This window comes from Agrobacterium sp. CG674 (assembly GCF_053521645.1).
Genome location: NZ_JBNWDZ010000008.1, coordinates 78,578 through 93,374, shown reverse-complemented (window position 1 = coordinate 93,374; position 14,797 = coordinate 78,578). Strand labels below are relative to the sequence as shown.

The following is a 14,797-nucleotide window of genomic DNA, read 5'->3' as shown; positions in this document are numbered from 1 at the left end:
TTCGGGAAACGTTTACCGCAATCATCAGTGGAGTGATGCGAATGCTTTTTCCCCGGCGATATTTTGTCTTGATTAAGAAAATTGCGCTTTAAGTCTCTGGGATAGGGCAGGACATCTTTGATCCGATGCCGTTGAAGAGGTGGATCATGAAGATTCTGCACGTTTTTGAGACCCTGCCGGGTGGACCTGCGACCTATTTTAACGAGATAGCCCCCAAGCAGATCAAAGCGCTGGGCGCTCATAATGTGCGGGCTCTTGTGCCCGATGATCATAGCGGCTTTCTCCGCGACATTCCGCAGGCCTGCGTGGCCACCTTCGCGCGACGAAGCCGGTCAACCGTTTTACCGGGTCTGGCGCGCGCCGTGTGGAATGAGGTCAAGACATTTCAGCCTGACATCATTCACGCGCACTCCACGCTGGCAGGTGGCGTCGTGCGCCTGCTCACCTTATTACCGGGCAAATTTCCACCTGTCGTCTATTGTCCGCATGGCTGGGCGTTTGAAATGGAAACGCCATTCTATATGCGCCACCCCGTTCGCTGGGCGGAGCGGCTTCTGTCACCTCTGGCAAAAGTGATTGTCGCCATTTCAGGCCATGAATATCGGCAGGGCATTGAGGCCGGTATTCCTGCCGCGCGAATGCAGGTGGTTGAAAACGGGATATCGACAAAAATTCCTCTCGCAACGCCAGTAGAATGGAGCGATGCGCGCATAAGAGTGCTGTTTATCGGCCGGCTGGACCGGCAAAAAGGCGTCGATATCCTGTTGAAAGCGGCTGCATCCCTGAAAGACAAGGCTGTGTTTCGGGTGATCGGGTCGCATGTCACGACGAAAAATGATCTCACCACCTCCATGCCGCCCAATGTCGAGTTTCTCGGCTGGAAATCGGCCGAAGACATCGCCGGTCATCTGGCTGTTTGCGATGTTGTCGCCATGCCCTCGCGGTGGGAAGGTTTCGGACTTGTGGCTCTGGAGGCAATGCGCTCTAGAAAACCCGTCATCGCTTCGGCTGTCGGCGGGCTGCAAACCGTTGTCAGCCACGGTGAAACCGGTGTGCTTTTTCCGGCAGGTAACGATGAGGCACTGGCCGTCGCCATCCTGTCTCGCGACAAGGATGAGTGGGCGCAGATGGGCGAGGCTGGTCACGTCCGCTTTCTCGACCGTTACCGAAGCGAGCGTACCAACAGGGAGTTGATGCAGGTTTATCAGCGCATCATGGATGATTTGCCCGCTGAAAGACGCAGGATCGCATGACGACATTTATCAATGGTCGGTTCTTGACCCAGAAAACCAGTGGTGTGCAGCGTTTCGCACGCGAGATCGTCAAGGCGCTCGATCGGCATCTGGCACGCCAGAATAGCTCCGAAGACTGGGTCTTGCTTGCGCCAGAGAATGCACCTCGCGATCTCAACCTTTCGGTTATCAGGCAGCAGAACACAGGCGGGCTTTCCGGTCACATCTGGGAACAGACCCAGCTCTATGCCGCATCCCGGCGGGGACGTCTGATCAATCTTTGCAATAGCGGGCCTGTGCTGCATGGCAGAAGTCTGACCGTTATTCACGATGCCATGATATTTCGAACGCCCGAGAACTTCTCGCGTCCCTATCGGGCCGTGCACGGAACGCTCGGACACGTTCTTTCCCGCCGCGGGCGTATCGCAACCGTTTCGGAATTTTCGAAACGGGAACTGGCGCATACGATCGGCGCGAAAAACGTTTCGGTCATTCCCAACAGCTGCGAACATCTGGCCTCGATCCAGCCAGATGACACGGTGTTGAGCCGTTTGAATCTCGTACCGCAAACCTATCTGCTGTTTGTGGGGTCACCGACCCCGAACAAGAATATCCACCGTGCCGTCGAGGCCATCGGCAGCATGGGTGGCGAGGCACCTCAATTTGTGGTGGTGGGTGCGGCGGCATCGAGCGTTTTCAACGGGGATGCGCAGGATGCAAGCAACAGCCCCGGAACCGACCGCGTCATCTTTACCGGACGCCTGACCGATGAAGAGATTGTCGCGCTCTATGCAAATGCCGCAGCGCTGCTTTTTCCAAGTCTTTACGAAGGCTTCGGCATTCCGCCGCTTGAAGCGATGCTTCTCGGATGCCCGGTCCTGTCATCCAGCATAGAGCCTGCCCAGGAAGTTTGCGGGCGCGCCGCATTGTATTTCGATCCGCATGACGCCCATGATATTGTGCGGGCGATAAGGGATTTGATGACAAATCCGCAATTGCGGAGTGAAATGATTGCGCAGGGTCACCTGCGTGCCGCAGAGTTTTCCTGGGATCGGAGCGCAAACTCCCTTCTCAAAGCGATTTCAGGTCTTTGATGCTATGTTTACTCCTGCTGAAATAAAGTGCCATCCAATATCTTGGCGGTGATATCTGCCGAATGGAGACAATGAGAAGCATGAAAATCTGTATCGTCGCACAGACATTTGCACCCCAGGAGGAGGGGGGAGCCGAGATCGTGGCTCGCATGTGCGCTTTGGAGCTTTCGCGCTACCATGAGGTTTTCATTCTTTCGCTGGGGCTGGAAGGCGACGATATCGCGCCGCCCGGCGAGAGCACCAATGCCGATGGCATCCGGGTTGTGCGGGTCAACTGGAACAACACCTATCTTCCCGGGCCGCGCAAGCCATCGGTTGGCAAGCTGACAAAACTGGCCTGGCATATTCGCAGCGCGCTGGGTGCAACCTCTGCCAACGAGGTTAAGGCGTTGCTGGAGCGTGAGAAGGTCGATCTCGTCTACGCGCATAATTCAGCACGAATGCAGCCTGCCATCTTTGAGGCCACCAGCACGCTGGGCATTCCGCTTTGCCTGCATCTGCACGATTACGCCTTGCTTTGCCCCAAATCGAGCATGTTTCGAAGCACTGGCAACTGTGAAAAACCCTGTATCGAATGCCGCATTTTGACCGCGCGCATCAAATCCAGCAAGGGCGAGGGCGTCACGGCAATTTCTGTCAGCGATGCCCTGCGCCAGCGGTTTGTGCGCAATGACGTTCTACCCCAGGCGGATTGGCATGTTCTCTTGAACGCCAACCGCAGCAAAACCCTGTTCGATGCAGCGCTGATGGGCCGAAGAACAGGCACGAGCGACCACTTCACCTTTGGATATCTGGGCGCGCTTGCGGAAGAAAAAGGTATCGAAGACCTGATCAAGGCGTTTCTGCAACTTCCCCAGAATGAGCCGGCCACCCTGCTGGTTGCTGGAAGGGGCAGGCAGGATTATGAGCAGCACCTCAAATCGCTTGTGGGCAACGCACCCATCAAGTTTCTCGGTTTTGTAGCCCCGGAAGAGGTTTACAAGCGGGCCGATGTCGTTGTTCTGCCATCGCGCTGGCACGAACCGCAAAGCCTTATCCTGATGGAGGCGGCGTCCTATGGTGTGCCGGTAATCGGAACCGAGCGAGGCGGCACGCCTGAAATCCTGCGGGATATGGGAACGGGCTGGTGCTATGATCCTGACCATGAGGATGCTCTGATCAAGACCATGGGGCGTGCGCTTGCAATCGGGCGTGCGAATTGGTGGGATGAGAGGGATACGCATTTTCCCGGAATCAATGATTTTCCCGGAACATCTGAAGTATCGGGATATTATCATAAGCTCAATGATATCCTCATGGCAGCAAAAGCTAAAAGCCCGACAGCGAAAACCAACGTAAATCCTGCTTCAGCAACGCAGTAAACTCTCGTTGCAAGCATTGTTTAACGTCAATAGGCCATGGTGCACCGCTGTTGCTTGAGAGAACTGCTGGGGGTGGGACATGAATGCCGTTTCTAAACTGCTGAACGAGAAGGGTGACACGGCGCAGGTTTCTGCCGATTACCCCATCGCGTTTGCAGAAACGATTGGCCTGTTCCGGCCTTCCGATGCACGGTTGCAGAACAAATCATCTGCGAGCGAGGGGACTGCAACCGTTGCGGATACGGCTGTTCTCTTCGTTGGCTCCTGGGGGTTTGAAGAGCTTTGCGCGCGTAAATTCTGGCAGAAGCTGGCTGTCGAATTATCGAAGCGCGGGCTTGCCAGCATGCGTTTCGATTATCCGGGCACGGGTGATGCACTCGACCACCCGGACTACGCGGCGGGTCTGGATGTGTGGCTCGACACCATCATTGCCGCTGGCAAAACGTTGAAGGATCTTTCCGGCGCAAAGCGCTTGCTGCTGGTTGGCCACGGTATAGGTGGCGCGCTTGCCTGGCGGGCGGCGGAAAGGCTGAACGATGTTTCGGGCCTGGTTCTTGCGGCGCCTGCTTTTTCGGGTCGCCACTGGTTGCGAGAATTCGTGGCATTGAGCCGCATCGCCAATCAGGGTGCTATTGCGACCAGCACTGCGGCAAGTGGCCCCGCAATGGGCGAGCAGGTGATACCTCGGACAGTAACGGAAGGGTTGAAGACGCTCAACATCGCGTCTGCTACCTCTGCACCCGTCGCAAATATTCTTTTGCTCCAGCAGGAAAACCGTCCTGCTGACGCGGCCTTTGCCGAGCATATCAAGACATTGGGGCTGAATGTTCAGGCACAGCTGTTTGAGGGCTATGATCGCTTTATTCGAGATGTGCTGTTTTCGGTGCCGCCAACGGCTTCAATCAACACGATCGCAGAATGGGCAAGCGGCATGTCGACGAGCGTTTCCGTCGGTGCTGATAGAAGTGCCGTATGGTCTGCCGCTTTGCCATCGTCTCAGAAAGGCGATCGTTTTACCGAAACTCCTGTCCGGTTTGGCGATTGCGACAGACTTTACGGGATTGTTTGCGAGCCGGAGGGGCCCCGCCGGGGCGCTACTGTTCTCGTGCTGCCAACGGGTTATGAACGGGCATCCGGCTGGGGCCGCATTTCTGCCAATCTGTGCCGGGATCTTGCACGCAGCGGTGTTGCGAGCCTTCGCTTCGACATGGCCAATATTGCTGACAGCCCGGCGGTGCCGGGTCGTCCAGACCAGATCATCTATGGAGACGGCCAGCTTGCAGATGTCGATGCTGCGATGGATTTTCTCACCGAGAAGAAACTTATGCCCGTGGTCGTGACGGGCCGTTGCAGCGGCGGATGGGCAGCGTTCCGAACCGGCGTGCGCGACAGGCGTTTCAGCGGCGTGGTGCCGGTCAACGTGTTCGATTTCTACATACCACCGGACGCGGATGTTGAGGCGCTGCTGATTTCATCGCGGCAACCGCTTGCCAGCTACGGGGCAAAGCTTCTGCGCGGCAGCTTCTGGCGGAGAGTCTTGAAGGGAGAGGTTCGGGTCCGAAACGGCATCGTTAATCTCTGGGCCATGATTATGGGCAAGGCGCTGTCCTTTGCGACACCCATCATGGTGCGCTTTCCGTTTCTGTCAGCGCGATTCCATCAATTGTCGCAGGATTTCAACGCCATCGCGGCGAATGAGACGCGGATGTCGATTGTTTTCACTGAGGGTGACATTGGCGCGGCCATGCTGGAGACGAACTTCGGGCCGCGTGGACGACTTTTGACATCCCGATACGGGAGCCCCCGCATCGCTTTCATCGAGAATGCCGATCACAATCTGACGACGGCGGAAGCTCGTCACGCCTGGGCCGATGAGGTCAGAGCCATAGCGCTCCAATTTCCCCCTGCGCTCACTCCCTGATAAGATTGAGCGGCCGCGGCTGTCTAGGGCTGCTTCCATTCGGAAATAAAAAACCCGAACAAGAGAGCTTCTCTTGTTCGGGTGCTGGAGGCTTTTGCTTAACGGTCCGGCTTAGCAGTGGCCGGCGCGGACCGATGCCAGATTGATGATCTCGGCATTTGTCATGTCGATTTCGCTTTCGCTTTGCAGCGCCGATTGCAACGCCTGTTTTGCAACATCAATGTACCAGCTTGCTGATGGCGCACCCAACGTTTCGGCGACACCTTCCGCATAGGTCAACATGTTGATGAGAGTGAGAAATTCTTCCTGGCGTTCGTTAATTTCCGCGTCAGTTCTGAAGGAGGCCATCTTTAAACTCATCTGGTATGGATTGCGATGATCCACCTTACGAAGTGCAGACGCAAAGTGCGCGTTGCAAAACCGTTGCACACGCAGTGCTTGATTTCGTGCTGACTTACTCATCTTAGTAACCAGTCAGATACATCTTTCGAAACAGGGGCGTTGCGTTAAAGTCCCAGTCTCTGGGCGCCATCCCGGGCAAATTCTTTTCAATCGCAAAGAGAAGTGCCATGGCGTCGAGTTTCTTCTGATCAACCCAACACGCTTTGAACGCTGCATCGAGCGTTTCAAAAGTGATGCCAGAAAGTGCTGCAATGGTTTTCCACGTCCTCTCCTTGAAGAAGAGACGTTGCGCAGATGTGCGGAGCGTCTCGTATTGCTCGGCATTCACCGCGCCTTGCCGCAGCATATTGCTAATTGTGGCCTCTGCATTGACCAGCGGAATGCTGAGGGGCGGATAGCCGAGTTCGGCTGGTCCGTAGATCAAGGCGACATCCGCATCGTCCACCCGCGCACCGGACGCATAGTCCTCATAGATCTGGCCGATGCCAATCATCCCGAAAGCAGCGCATTCCGCTGCGCGTAGTGCACCCATGCTGGCCGCGCCGAACACCGGAATGCCCTTCGAGAGCGCAAATAACAATTCTTTATGCCAGACCGGTGCCGCCGTTGCGAACTGACCATCGATCAAGCCGATGGCAGTTGCCCCGTCTTGCAACGCCTGCATCACATCCCCCTGGCAGGCAGGCGGGCGGATCTCAATGCCTGACGGAGCAAGGTCGCGTGCGTTTGGCAGGCTTGGTCCGACAAAGACAAGTTTCATCACAATGCTTTCGAAAGTGCGCGAAGGCCAAAACGCCGGTGCCGCTCGCCATCCGGGTTTTCCAACTGCGGTGCAAAGACCTTGACGACTGCAGCGGGAAGCCATTCCGGATTGAGATCGACCGCATAAAGCTGGTCGATGCCTGATTTTTCCAGCTGCTGGAGCACTATATCAAGTGACTGTTCGGTTGATGCCGTGTCGAGAAACGGCAGGTCTTCCAGTCGCTTTTGCGGAGGTGCACCCAGCGCATCCAGCATGGTTGCATCCGCCTGCCGAGAAAAGATAGCCGGCAAAATATCATCACGCGCGCCGGCAATGAATGTCATCCGCGATTGCACAGCTTCGGTGATGGCCCGCATCGCGGCAACTGCGGGAGAGGTGGCGGCTCCAGCGCCATAGGTCAAATCCACGTGGCGAACGGCGCGGGACGGCGTTCTCTTCCTGGGGCCGAGCAAGGCAACGACACAGGGAATGGCCAGATCGGTGGTAATATCGAACAATGCGATATCGAGATCCGCTTGAGCAATTTTTAAGAGCACATCCTGAAAAGCGGGTTCTAACGCCGCCTCCATATTGATGGCGGACTGGTAGCGCCTGGAGGCCGGGGTCATCTGCCACATGGTCAGGGCATCGCGCTCAACGCGCTCCAGCGTAGCATGGAGAATGGCTTCGTTGCGCGTGTTTCCAGATGCAAGGCCGTCAGAAGATTGCCAATAGCGAGGTGTCTCGATGGTGCGGTCGAGGTGAACTGTAGCGAAGGGCAGCCAGAGGCTTTCGCCGGTCAAGAGATGACGGGCGCGCGTCCATTCGATCTCCTCGGCAGTTGCGACGGGCGGCGCGTGCGGGGAAAGCAGAATATCGAGCGTATCGACACGATCCTGCGCTGCCTCCAGCTTTTCGCGGCTGGTGATGATGCGTTTACAGGCGGGATTGGTTGCGACAGCCCTTTCTATGGCCTCCATCGCCGCCGATGTCTGGGCGGCCTTGTCATCGATGCCCTTGCCCTGGGCAATCACGATGGCTTTGGCATTGGGCGCAAAGGCGCACCACACGGCAATGCCGATGTTATCCAGGCCCGTTTGGCGTGCGAGCCTCGTAATGCCCAGCCTAGAGAGAAAAGGCGAAACCCTTGTGAGGGTTTCTCCAGGAGAACAGGCTCGATAATTGTCGAGCTGCAAGATTAGTCATTACCTTCATGGATGCCGGTGGCGGGCAAGTCCGACGTGGAGATTGCGATAGCCAGATCAACGCCTTTGGTCAGGGAAACGCCCGCGCCGCGCAGGGATGCTGCATTGGCAAGCTCACCTGAGAGTTGTCCATTGACTGGCATGATGGTTCCCGACTGCAAATCTGCAACCCAGAGGCCTGTTTCACCTGTAATACCAAGAATAACTGTTTTTGCCATAAATTCCTGCCTAAAATCCGGCCCTCTCGAGGCCTTTGCGATATAATTCAGTCTGCCACGGCTCCTTATGCGGGAGGACCGCCAGCCAACGCTCCAAATCAAAACTTGGGTTGTCTTCAAAGACCTTTGCCCGAAAAGCGCGAGCTCTGTCAATATCGCCGAGCATGCCGTGACATGCCGCTGTCAACCTTGCTGCGGGTCGCTTGTGAGCCATGCGATTTAGGTATTCGAGCGCAAGTTCGAACTCATGAAGAAAGTAGCTGGCACCGGCTGCAACCCAATAATAAAGATCTGGAGCCATGGGATTGAGGGCAATGGCCTGCTTGATCTTGATCATCGCATTGGCAGGATCGCTTCCATGGATCAAGCTATCGGACAGGCTGCACAGCACATCGGCATATTGCGGACTGAGATTTTCAGCCTGCGTGAGCGCATCGAGGCTTTCATCGATCCTGCCCATGAACATGCGGCTGACGCCCAGTTCCTTGAAGCCGCTGGCGGAAACCTCGCTGGCTTTTATAGCAGTGCTGGCGAAGCCTTCCGCCTTGGTCAGAAGTTCGGTGTCGCCGCGGGCCGTCAGCACCCACTCCATGCTGAGCGTTCGCGACATGCCAGCAAGCGCCTCGGGGAAGTCATTCCCATGATCGAGCGCTTCCTTGAAATATTTTCTGGCGCGCCGGATGGATGGCAGGTTGATGCTGGAGAGAGACTGCAAGCCTTTGAGATAAAGGAAGTATGCCTCTGGTCGGCTTGAGAAGTCCCCGAAGGCGTTCTGGTGCATGCCGATTTGCGACATGACTGCCGTCTGCACGGCAGACGCGATTTCGACCCGGTGGGCAGCAATGGAAAAGGGCGATAGTTCAAACCGCTCAGCCCAGATGATTTCCTCTGTGGGTGTAAAGATCAGTTGCAGGAAGAGGTGGGTGTCGGTTCTTCGGCTATCCAGCGCGTAGACGACATTATGTTTTTCGAGCACTGCCGCTTTGTCTTTGGATGCCTGAATGCGCTCGGACGTGTAAGGCGCAACGACGGAAACAGTGCGGCTGCTGCAAAGGCCGATCGTCAAATCCTCGATCAGGGCGTTCGCAATCGATCCGTCTTTGTTGGCTTCTTTCGATGTCAGAGGAGGAAGCAGCGCAATGTGAGGATGGGCATTGAGTTTTCCAGCGGCAAACGGTGTCTGTTCAGGTTCTTCGTGTGAGATCGGCACGGCAGGCAGCGGCGTTGCCGGTGCCGGTGCATTGGTGAGGCCAGATGCCACAATGCGCCTGATGTCATGATCGTTGGGGTCAGCTTCCAGAAGCAGGACGGCGGCACGTCTGAGAACCGGATTGATGTCTGCGTTGGAGCCCTGCGCGCCAGCGCCTTGCATGAACAGTGACCGAAGGATGCCGAGTAGCCTTGAACGGACATCACGAACCCAAACATCGAAAGGCGTCTTACCAGTTCCGCTCAACGGGAGGAACTGCATCGCCACGGCGCTGCAAGCGGCCTCCAGCCGGTCCGCTGGTGTCGGCAGGGCCATCACATCAAGATCGCAGCTTACCACGTCTCGGTTGAGGGAGACGGTGGTGGCGTCGATGCTCATCAAAGGTGATAGCGATTGCCCGGTCGCAAGCTGAAACCGGCGCAATGTCGATCGCAGATTCGTCAATGCGACTTCAGCGTTGCCCGGCCACAGAAAATTAGCGACGTCGCGACGCTGAACCGGCCTTCCCATATCGAACAGATAAGCGGCGATGAGCAGGGACTGAGTGGGTACGCTAATGACGTTCCCACTCTCGTCTTCAAGATTGCATCGCCCCAAAGTCGCTAAGCGGAAGGCCATATCACTCAGTGAGCTGTAGAGGCGGAGGTCTCTGTCGTCTTATGAGCATCCGTCACATTTGCGGTGCTCAAGGACTGAACCAGCTCCAGCACCCTGCGGCGCACGCGGCTGTCTTCAATGCCTGCAAAAGCCTTGGCAAGCGAAATGCCTTCCTTGGAATTCAGGAACTGCGACAAGATGCTGGGAGGTGACACCGGTCGATCTTCAGCCGCGTCAGGTGTTCCCTCGAAAAAATAGGAAATATGCACATCCAGAAGTTCGGAAATATGCTGCAGCCGGCTAGCGCCGACGCGGTTCGTGCCTTTTTCATACTTCTGAACCTGCTGGAACGTGATGCCGAGGCCATCGCCCAGCTTCTCCTGGCTCAGGCCCAACATGACGCGACGCAACCGTATGCGTGATCCGACGTGTATATCTGTTGCGTTGGGTGACTTCTTCATGATGTCGTGAACTCCAAATCCTGTAATTGTGACGAGATTGCCGGAAAATTGACCTGTTCGCAACTGGGTGACAGTGCAATTATGGCGAGTATTTATGCATAAGCTTAAAGAAAAGAATGAATATCGACAAAACCAGCAAGATTAAGGCCGATATGCTTGCAAAGTGGCGCTGGCGCGCCAGCTTTTTCTATCGCATTTTTTCAATGGGCATCGGTTTGAGGCTGCTCATCAATGCGCCGTAGGGCAGCAGCATGATGACGCCGATGAGCACCTTCACGGCGAGGTCTCCGAGTGCCCAGGAGACCCAGCGTGGAGCTTCCCATGCGAAGAGACCCAGAACTGGCGCCTGCTCGATTGCGAAAACATCATTGGGACCGATGAATGCGAAGGTGGTCGCAAAGGCAATCGAGAAGAACAGTGCTGTATCCAGCATGGAGCCGAGCACTGAGCCTGCCAGTGGCGCCCGCCACCAGCTTTGACGCCGCAACCGGTTGAACACTGAAATATCGAGCAACTGACCGATGAGATAGGCCGTCCCGGACGCAACGGCTATCCGTGGCACGGATGTCCAGAAGGACAGGGTCACGCCAACGACGAAGCCAGCAAGCACGACGCGGCGGGCAACGGATGGCCCGAACTGCCGGTTCGTCAAATCAGTGATCAGGAAGGCGATGGGATAGGTAAATGCGCCCCAAGTCAGGAGATCAGCGAGGTTGATTCCAAACAGGTTACCCGAGAGCGGGTATTGGACAAGCACATTGGACGCGACGACAACGAGTGTCATCAGTGCCACGTAGACAAACATATATCTGAGATTGGGCATTTTTTTATCCTGGGTGATGCCACCAGTTGGAGCGATAGGAAACAAGCAAAAGGCTTGAGCGGCAATTGCCATTCAAGCCTTCTGAAAGTTCGTTATGCTGACGTTGCTATTAAGCAGCGGCAACAGCTGTTTCAACGGTCTTCTTGGCGATCTGGCGACGCAGCAAACGAGCGCGCATCGAAAGGTCGCTTTCGCTGGACTTCAGAAGGAACAGGTCAAGACCACCACGGTGCTCAACAGAGCGCAGAGCAGCAGCAGAAACGCGCAAACGGAAGCGCTGGCCAAGAGAATCGGAGATCAACGTAACCTGGCAGAGGTTTGGAAGGAACCGGCGCTTGGTACGGTTGTTGGCGTGGCTGACGTTATTGCCCGTCTGGACGCCCTTGCCGGTCAATTCGCATACACGGGACATGGGTACACCTATTTGTTATCGTCTGTTTCACCAGTGGCTCACTATCCGGCAAAATCCGGTAAGCAATCCAACTGGCAATGATTGGAAAGTTGCGGTTCTATAGTCAGACAGGGACTTCCAGTCAAGCCGCTCGCTCTCATTTGTGAGCGATTTCGCTGGTTTTCCACGTCACTCCGCTTTTTTATTGCCATAAGTAGGGGTATATGATCGGCGCAGAGCACGACTTTCCCGGCTCGTCGAGGTGTTACCTGAATGAATGTGAAGACACAAAGGTTTTTCGCAGCCGCTGCATTTGCATTGGTAAGCCTGTCCCCTGCATTGGCAGCTGAAACGCAGCACGATAGCGAATACAGCATCAATCTTGGAATTTTGCCGATTGCCAAGGCAAACTTCTCGACACGCATGAACGGCGCGACCTATTCGATCTCCGGCTCGTTCAACTCCGCAGGCATTGCCAGTGTGCTGAAGGATATTTCCGGCCGTACCGTCGTATCCGGTGCCAAGCGTGGAAACCGCATGCAGGCCAACGAATATTCGCTGGTTTACAAGGACGGCAAGCGGACGCGCACCTATGATGTGCAATACCGCAACGGCAATGTGACCTCTACGACGGTGAAGCCCGAGCCGAAGCAACGCCCCGACAATTGGGTCGATGTGAAGGATCGCGATCTGCGCTCGGTGCTGGACCCCATTTCAGGGCTCATCTTTCCCGTCGGAGGACGTATCTGCCCGAGCCGTCTACCGATCTATGACGGCGAGTCGAGACTGGATCTGGTCTTGAGTTCCGGAGGCACCAAGCCATTTGCAACCGACGGCTTTAGCGGCGACGCAATCGTATGCAATGCACGCTATGTACCGAAATCAGGCTTCCGCAAAGGGCGCAAGGATATCGAATATCTGAAGTCCATTTCCATGGAGATATGGTTTGCGAAGGCCAGCAACATGGATGTTTATGCGCCGGTTTACGCACGCATACCGACCAAGGTTGGTCAGGTTTACATCACCGCCACCAAATACGGACGCTGAGGCTCAACCTGCTTGGCCCGGCTCCCAGCCGGGCTCTGCCATGATGAAGCTGTTGAATGTGAAGCCCGGCGAGACGGTGCAGCCGACTAGCGTGAAATCGCCAAGGCTTTCGGCTGATTGCCAGCCATTGGCGGGAACGATGGCCTGGGGTCTTTCGCCTTTAAGAACCGACGCACCAAGGATGACCGTTTCGGCTGTATTCCCGTCTGTGCTGATATGAAGCGCGAGCGGCGCGCCGGAATAATAGTGCCAGACCTCCGCCGCATCCGTCACGCGGTGCCAGTGGGAGCGTTGGCCTTTTTCCAGCAGATAGTAGATGGCTGTCGAGTGGCCTCTGTCTTCGCCAGTGCCATCGCGAAAGGTCTGTCGATAAAATCCGCCTTCTGGATGCGGCTTCAGGTCAAGCTCTTCGATAATGGCCGCTGCCGAGACTGGTTCGCGGTTCATCAGAAGTTGTCCTTGCGCGTTCTGATCTCTGCAAAAACGTCCGCGTCGCTTGCATCGACCATGCCCAGATGCGCACGGATATTCTTGTCTATGACGCGCATATAGGGATTTGTCTGTTTCTCGATGCCAATAGTGGTGGGGATGGTGAAATCGCCCTTGCCGCGCATGACTTCCACATCGCTGGCGCGCTGTTTGAGGATCGCGTTTTCGGGGTCTACCGTCAGCGCAAAGCGTGCATTGGCCAGCGTATATTCATGGCCGAAATAGACGCTGACATCATCGGGCAGCGCCATCAGCTTCTGGAAGGAGTGCCACATATCGGCGGCAGGACGTTCAAACAGGCGGCCGCAACCCATGGGAAACAGCGTATCGGCTGCAAACAGAAGGGCGTCATCCGGGAAATAAAAGCAGATATGTCCAGCGGTATGGCCGGGCGTGGCAATGACCTGAACGCGGTGGCCGGCAAATTCGAACTCATCGCCATCGGATGCCGACTGGTCGAGGCCGGGTATGGCAATGGCTTCATCCAGCGGCCCGCGAATTTCACAGTCAAACCGTTCCTTCAGCGCCAGATTGGCCTGGACGTGGTCCTGATGGTGGTGGGTGGTGAAGATATGCGTGAGCTTCCAGCCGCGCCGGTTGAGTGCATCAAGGATGGGCGCTTCTTCCGGTGCGTCGATTGAAACGGTGGCACCGGTCTCGCTATCATGCAGCAAGACACCGAAATTATCGCTGCGGCACAAAAAGACCTCTATCTCCAAAGGCTTCATGTTTTTCTCCATCATTGCTGCGCTATCGATCATAGGGTCCCCAATGTAGGCCACCATGCCTTGAAGTCCAACCGGGGACTGCTACATTCTGACAATGAATACTGACATTGTCGATCTGCGCGAATTCTATCATTCCCCGCTTGGGCGCTCTGCCGAGCAGGCCATTACCATGGCGCTATCGACGCTGTGGCCGCCACTGCCGGATGAGCGGCTTGTGGGTGTCGGTTATGCCGTGCCTTTTCTGGATCGCTTTCGTCACGATACGGAGCGGACATTTGCCTTCATGCCCGCCGGCCAAGGGGCGGTGAACTGGCCCGCAGGCGAGGTGTCTTCGACGGCGCTCGTGTTTGACGAAGAGCTGCCACTGCCCGATTCCTCTATCGACCGGGTGTTGATGGTGCATTCACTGGAATTTGCTGAAAACCCGCGTGAAACGCTGAAAGAACTCTGGCGTGTTCTTGCCCCAGGCGGACGGCTGGTGATCGTTGTTCCCAACCGGCGTGGTGTATGGGCGCGGGTGGAGCACACGCCATTCGGCTCGGGTCGCCCCTATTCGCGCGGACAATTGACGACACTGTTGCGGGAAACCAATTTTACCCCGGGTGCCTCGGCTGAAGCCTTGTTCTTTCCACCGACGAAAGTCCGGTCTGTGTTGAAATTTCGGCGCTATCTGGAGAGCATCGGGCGCAAGCTCTGGCCCGTTTTTTCAGGCGTTATCGTCGTTGAGGCACAAAAACGCCTCTATCAGGGCTTGCCCGTCAGCCAACGTTCGTCGAGGCGGGTTTTCGTTCCGGTGCTTGCGCCGCAAGGCATGCCAACGACACGCACCTTGCAAGGCCCCGGAAAGCCACAGTGACCCTCGACAAAATGACATTT

The 14,797-nt window shown here is 56.2% G+C and carries 16 protein-coding genes; 6 read left to right on the top strand and 10 right to left on the bottom strand.

The window, feature by feature from the left end; translation table 11 throughout:
- Positions 1 to 146 precede the first annotated feature (146 nt).
- The 4 genes from ACQZ51_RS19545 (at position 147) to ACQZ51_RS19530 (ending at position 5,608) form a co-directional block, all read left to right on the top strand.
- Complete coding sequence (locus tag ACQZ51_RS19545) at positions 147 to 1,253, top strand: glycosyltransferase family 4 protein (protein WP_448779765.1); 1,107 nt, start codon at positions 147 to 149, stop codon at positions 1,251 to 1,253.
- Positions 1,250 to 2,326, top strand: coding sequence for a glycosyltransferase family 4 protein (locus ACQZ51_RS19540; RefSeq protein WP_448779764.1), 1,077 nt, complete (start codon positions 1,250 to 1,252; stop codon positions 2,324 to 2,326). Before ACQZ51_RS19545 ends, ACQZ51_RS19540 begins: the two co-directional genes overlap by 4 nt.
- Positions 2,327 to 2,406: 80 nt before the next feature.
- Complete coding sequence (locus ACQZ51_RS19535) at positions 2,407 to 3,687, top strand: glycosyltransferase (protein ID WP_448779763.1); 1,281 nt, start codon at positions 2,407 to 2,409, stop codon at positions 3,685 to 3,687.
- Positions 3,688 to 3,766: 79 nt separating this feature from the next.
- Complete coding sequence (locus ACQZ51_RS19530) at positions 3,767 to 5,608, top strand: alpha/beta fold hydrolase (protein WP_448779762.1); 1,842 nt, start codon at positions 3,767 to 3,769, stop codon at positions 5,606 to 5,608.
- Between the two features lie 111 nt (positions 5,609 to 5,719).
- Here the strand turns inward: ACQZ51_RS19530 and ACQZ51_RS19525 are convergent, their stop codons facing one another.
- From ACQZ51_RS19525 to rpmB, 8 genes are all read right to left on the bottom strand, one after another.
- Entirely contained in the window at positions 5,720 to 5,956 is a 237-nt protein-coding gene (locus ACQZ51_RS19525; protein WP_448779761.1) for a hypothetical protein, read from the bottom strand.
- A gap of 115 nt (positions 5,957 to 6,071) precedes the next feature.
- A complete protein-coding gene (locus ACQZ51_RS19520) occupies positions 6,072 to 6,770 on the bottom strand; it encodes a TfuA-like protein (RefSeq protein WP_448779760.1) in 699 nt (232 codons plus the stop codon).
- Positions 6,770 to 7,948 (bottom strand): YcaO-like family protein, encoded by a 1,179-nt coding sequence (locus ACQZ51_RS19515; protein WP_448779759.1) that lies wholly within the window; start codon positions 7,946 to 7,948, stop codon positions 6,770 to 6,772. The genes ACQZ51_RS19520 and ACQZ51_RS19515 overlap by 1 nt, the downstream gene beginning before the upstream one ends.
- Before the next feature lie 2 nt (positions 7,949 to 7,950).
- Complete coding sequence (locus tag ACQZ51_RS19510; protein ID WP_448779758.1) at positions 7,951 to 8,175, bottom strand: hypothetical protein; 225 nt, start codon at positions 8,173 to 8,175, stop codon at positions 7,951 to 7,953.
- A 10-nt stretch (positions 8,176 to 8,185) separates the two neighbouring features.
- Positions 8,186 to 9,829, bottom strand: a complete 1,644-nt coding sequence (locus ACQZ51_RS19505; protein WP_448779757.1) for a hypothetical protein — start codon at positions 9,827 to 9,829, stop codon at positions 8,186 to 8,188.
- A 179-nt stretch (positions 9,830 to 10,008) separates the two neighbouring features.
- Positions 10,009 to 10,443, bottom strand: a complete 435-nt coding sequence (locus ACQZ51_RS19500; RefSeq protein ID WP_448779756.1) for a helix-turn-helix domain-containing protein — start codon at positions 10,441 to 10,443, stop codon at positions 10,009 to 10,011.
- Between the two features lie 187 nt (positions 10,444 to 10,630).
- Positions 10,631 to 11,266, bottom strand: coding sequence for a queuosine precursor transporter (locus ACQZ51_RS19495; RefSeq protein WP_448779755.1), 636 nt, complete (start codon positions 11,264 to 11,266; stop codon positions 10,631 to 10,633).
- A gap of 109 nt (positions 11,267 to 11,375) precedes the next feature.
- The gene (gene rpmB / locus ACQZ51_RS19490; RefSeq protein ID WP_042616811.1) at positions 11,376 to 11,678 is read right to left on the bottom strand and encodes a 50S ribosomal protein L28; all 303 of its coding nucleotides are present in this window, start codon (positions 11,676 to 11,678) and stop codon (positions 11,376 to 11,378) included.
- 252 nt (positions 11,679 to 11,930) lie between these two features.
- On the opposite strand from rpmB, the gene ACQZ51_RS19485 reads away from it, so the two are divergent.
- On the top strand, positions 11,931 to 12,704 hold the full coding sequence (locus tag ACQZ51_RS19485; RefSeq protein WP_448779754.1) for a DUF3108 domain-containing protein: 774 nt from the start codon (positions 11,931 to 11,933) through the stop codon (positions 12,702 to 12,704).
- A 3-nt stretch (positions 12,705 to 12,707) separates the two neighbouring features.
- Here ACQZ51_RS19485 and ACQZ51_RS19480 read toward each other — a convergent pair whose 3' ends face one another.
- Both ACQZ51_RS19480 and gloB read right to left on the bottom strand, forming a co-directional pair.
- A complete protein-coding gene (locus ACQZ51_RS19480; RefSeq protein ID WP_448779752.1) occupies positions 12,708 to 13,151 on the bottom strand; it encodes a cupin domain-containing protein in 444 nt (147 codons plus the stop codon).
- The gene (gene gloB / locus ACQZ51_RS19475; RefSeq protein WP_448779750.1) at positions 13,151 to 13,921 is read right to left on the bottom strand and encodes a hydroxyacylglutathione hydrolase; all 771 of its coding nucleotides are present in this window, start codon (positions 13,919 to 13,921) and stop codon (positions 13,151 to 13,153) included. The genes ACQZ51_RS19480 and gloB overlap by 1 nt, the downstream gene beginning before the upstream one ends.
- A 94-nt stretch (positions 13,922 to 14,015) precedes the next feature.
- Here gloB and ACQZ51_RS19470 point away from each other — a divergent pair, with 94 nt between their 5' ends.
- Positions 14,016 to 14,777: a class I SAM-dependent methyltransferase gene (locus ACQZ51_RS19470; protein WP_448779748.1), complete on the top strand. Its 762-nt coding sequence runs from the start codon at positions 14,016 to 14,018 to the stop codon at positions 14,775 to 14,777.
- Positions 14,778 to 14,797 lie beyond the last annotated feature (20 nt).

Excerpts from the sequence above, each read along its gene's own strand:
- ACQZ51_RS19545 (WP_448779765.1), top strand. The coding sequence starts at position 147 with ATGAAGATTCTGCACGTTTTTGAGACCCTGCCGGGTGGACCTGCGACC.
- ACQZ51_RS19540 (WP_448779764.1), top strand. The coding sequence starts at position 1,250 with ATGACGACATTTATCAATGGTCGGTTCTTGACCCAGAAAACCAGTGGT.
- ACQZ51_RS19535 (WP_448779763.1), top strand. The coding sequence starts at position 2,407 with ATGAAAATCTGTATCGTCGCACAGACATTTGCACCCCAGGAGGAGGGG.
- ACQZ51_RS19530 (WP_448779762.1), top strand. The coding sequence starts at position 3,767 with ATGAATGCCGTTTCTAAACTGCTGAACGAGAAGGGTGACACGGCGCAG.
- ACQZ51_RS19525 (WP_448779761.1), bottom strand. The coding sequence starts at position 5,956 with ATGGCCTCCTTCAGAACTGACGCGGAAATTAACGAACGCCAGGAAGAA.
- ACQZ51_RS19520 (WP_448779760.1), bottom strand. The coding sequence starts at position 6,770 with ATGAAACTTGTCTTTGTCGGACCAAGCCTGCCAAACGCACGCGACCTT.
- ACQZ51_RS19510 (WP_448779758.1), bottom strand. The coding sequence starts at position 8,175 with ATGGCAAAAACAGTTATTCTTGGTATTACAGGTGAAACAGGCCTCTGG.
- ACQZ51_RS19500 (WP_448779756.1), bottom strand. The coding sequence starts at position 10,443 with ATGAAGAAGTCACCCAACGCAACAGATATACACGTCGGATCACGCATA.
- ACQZ51_RS19495 (WP_448779755.1), bottom strand. The coding sequence starts at position 11,266 with ATGCCCAATCTCAGATATATGTTTGTCTACGTGGCACTGATGACACTC.
- rpmB (WP_042616811.1), bottom strand. The coding sequence starts at position 11,678 with ATGTCCCGTGTATGCGAATTGACCGGCAAGGGCGTCCAGACGGGCAAT.
- ACQZ51_RS19485 (WP_448779754.1), top strand. The coding sequence starts at position 11,931 with ATGAATGTGAAGACACAAAGGTTTTTCGCAGCCGCTGCATTTGCATTG.
- ACQZ51_RS19480 (WP_448779752.1), bottom strand. The coding sequence starts at position 13,151 with ATGAACCGCGAACCAGTCTCGGCAGCGGCCATTATCGAAGAGCTTGAC.
- gloB (WP_448779750.1), bottom strand. The coding sequence starts at position 13,921 with ATGAAGCCTTTGGAGATAGAGGTCTTTTTGTGCCGCAGCGATAATTTC.
- ACQZ51_RS19470 (WP_448779748.1), top strand. The coding sequence starts at position 14,016 with ATGAATACTGACATTGTCGATCTGCGCGAATTCTATCATTCCCCGCTT.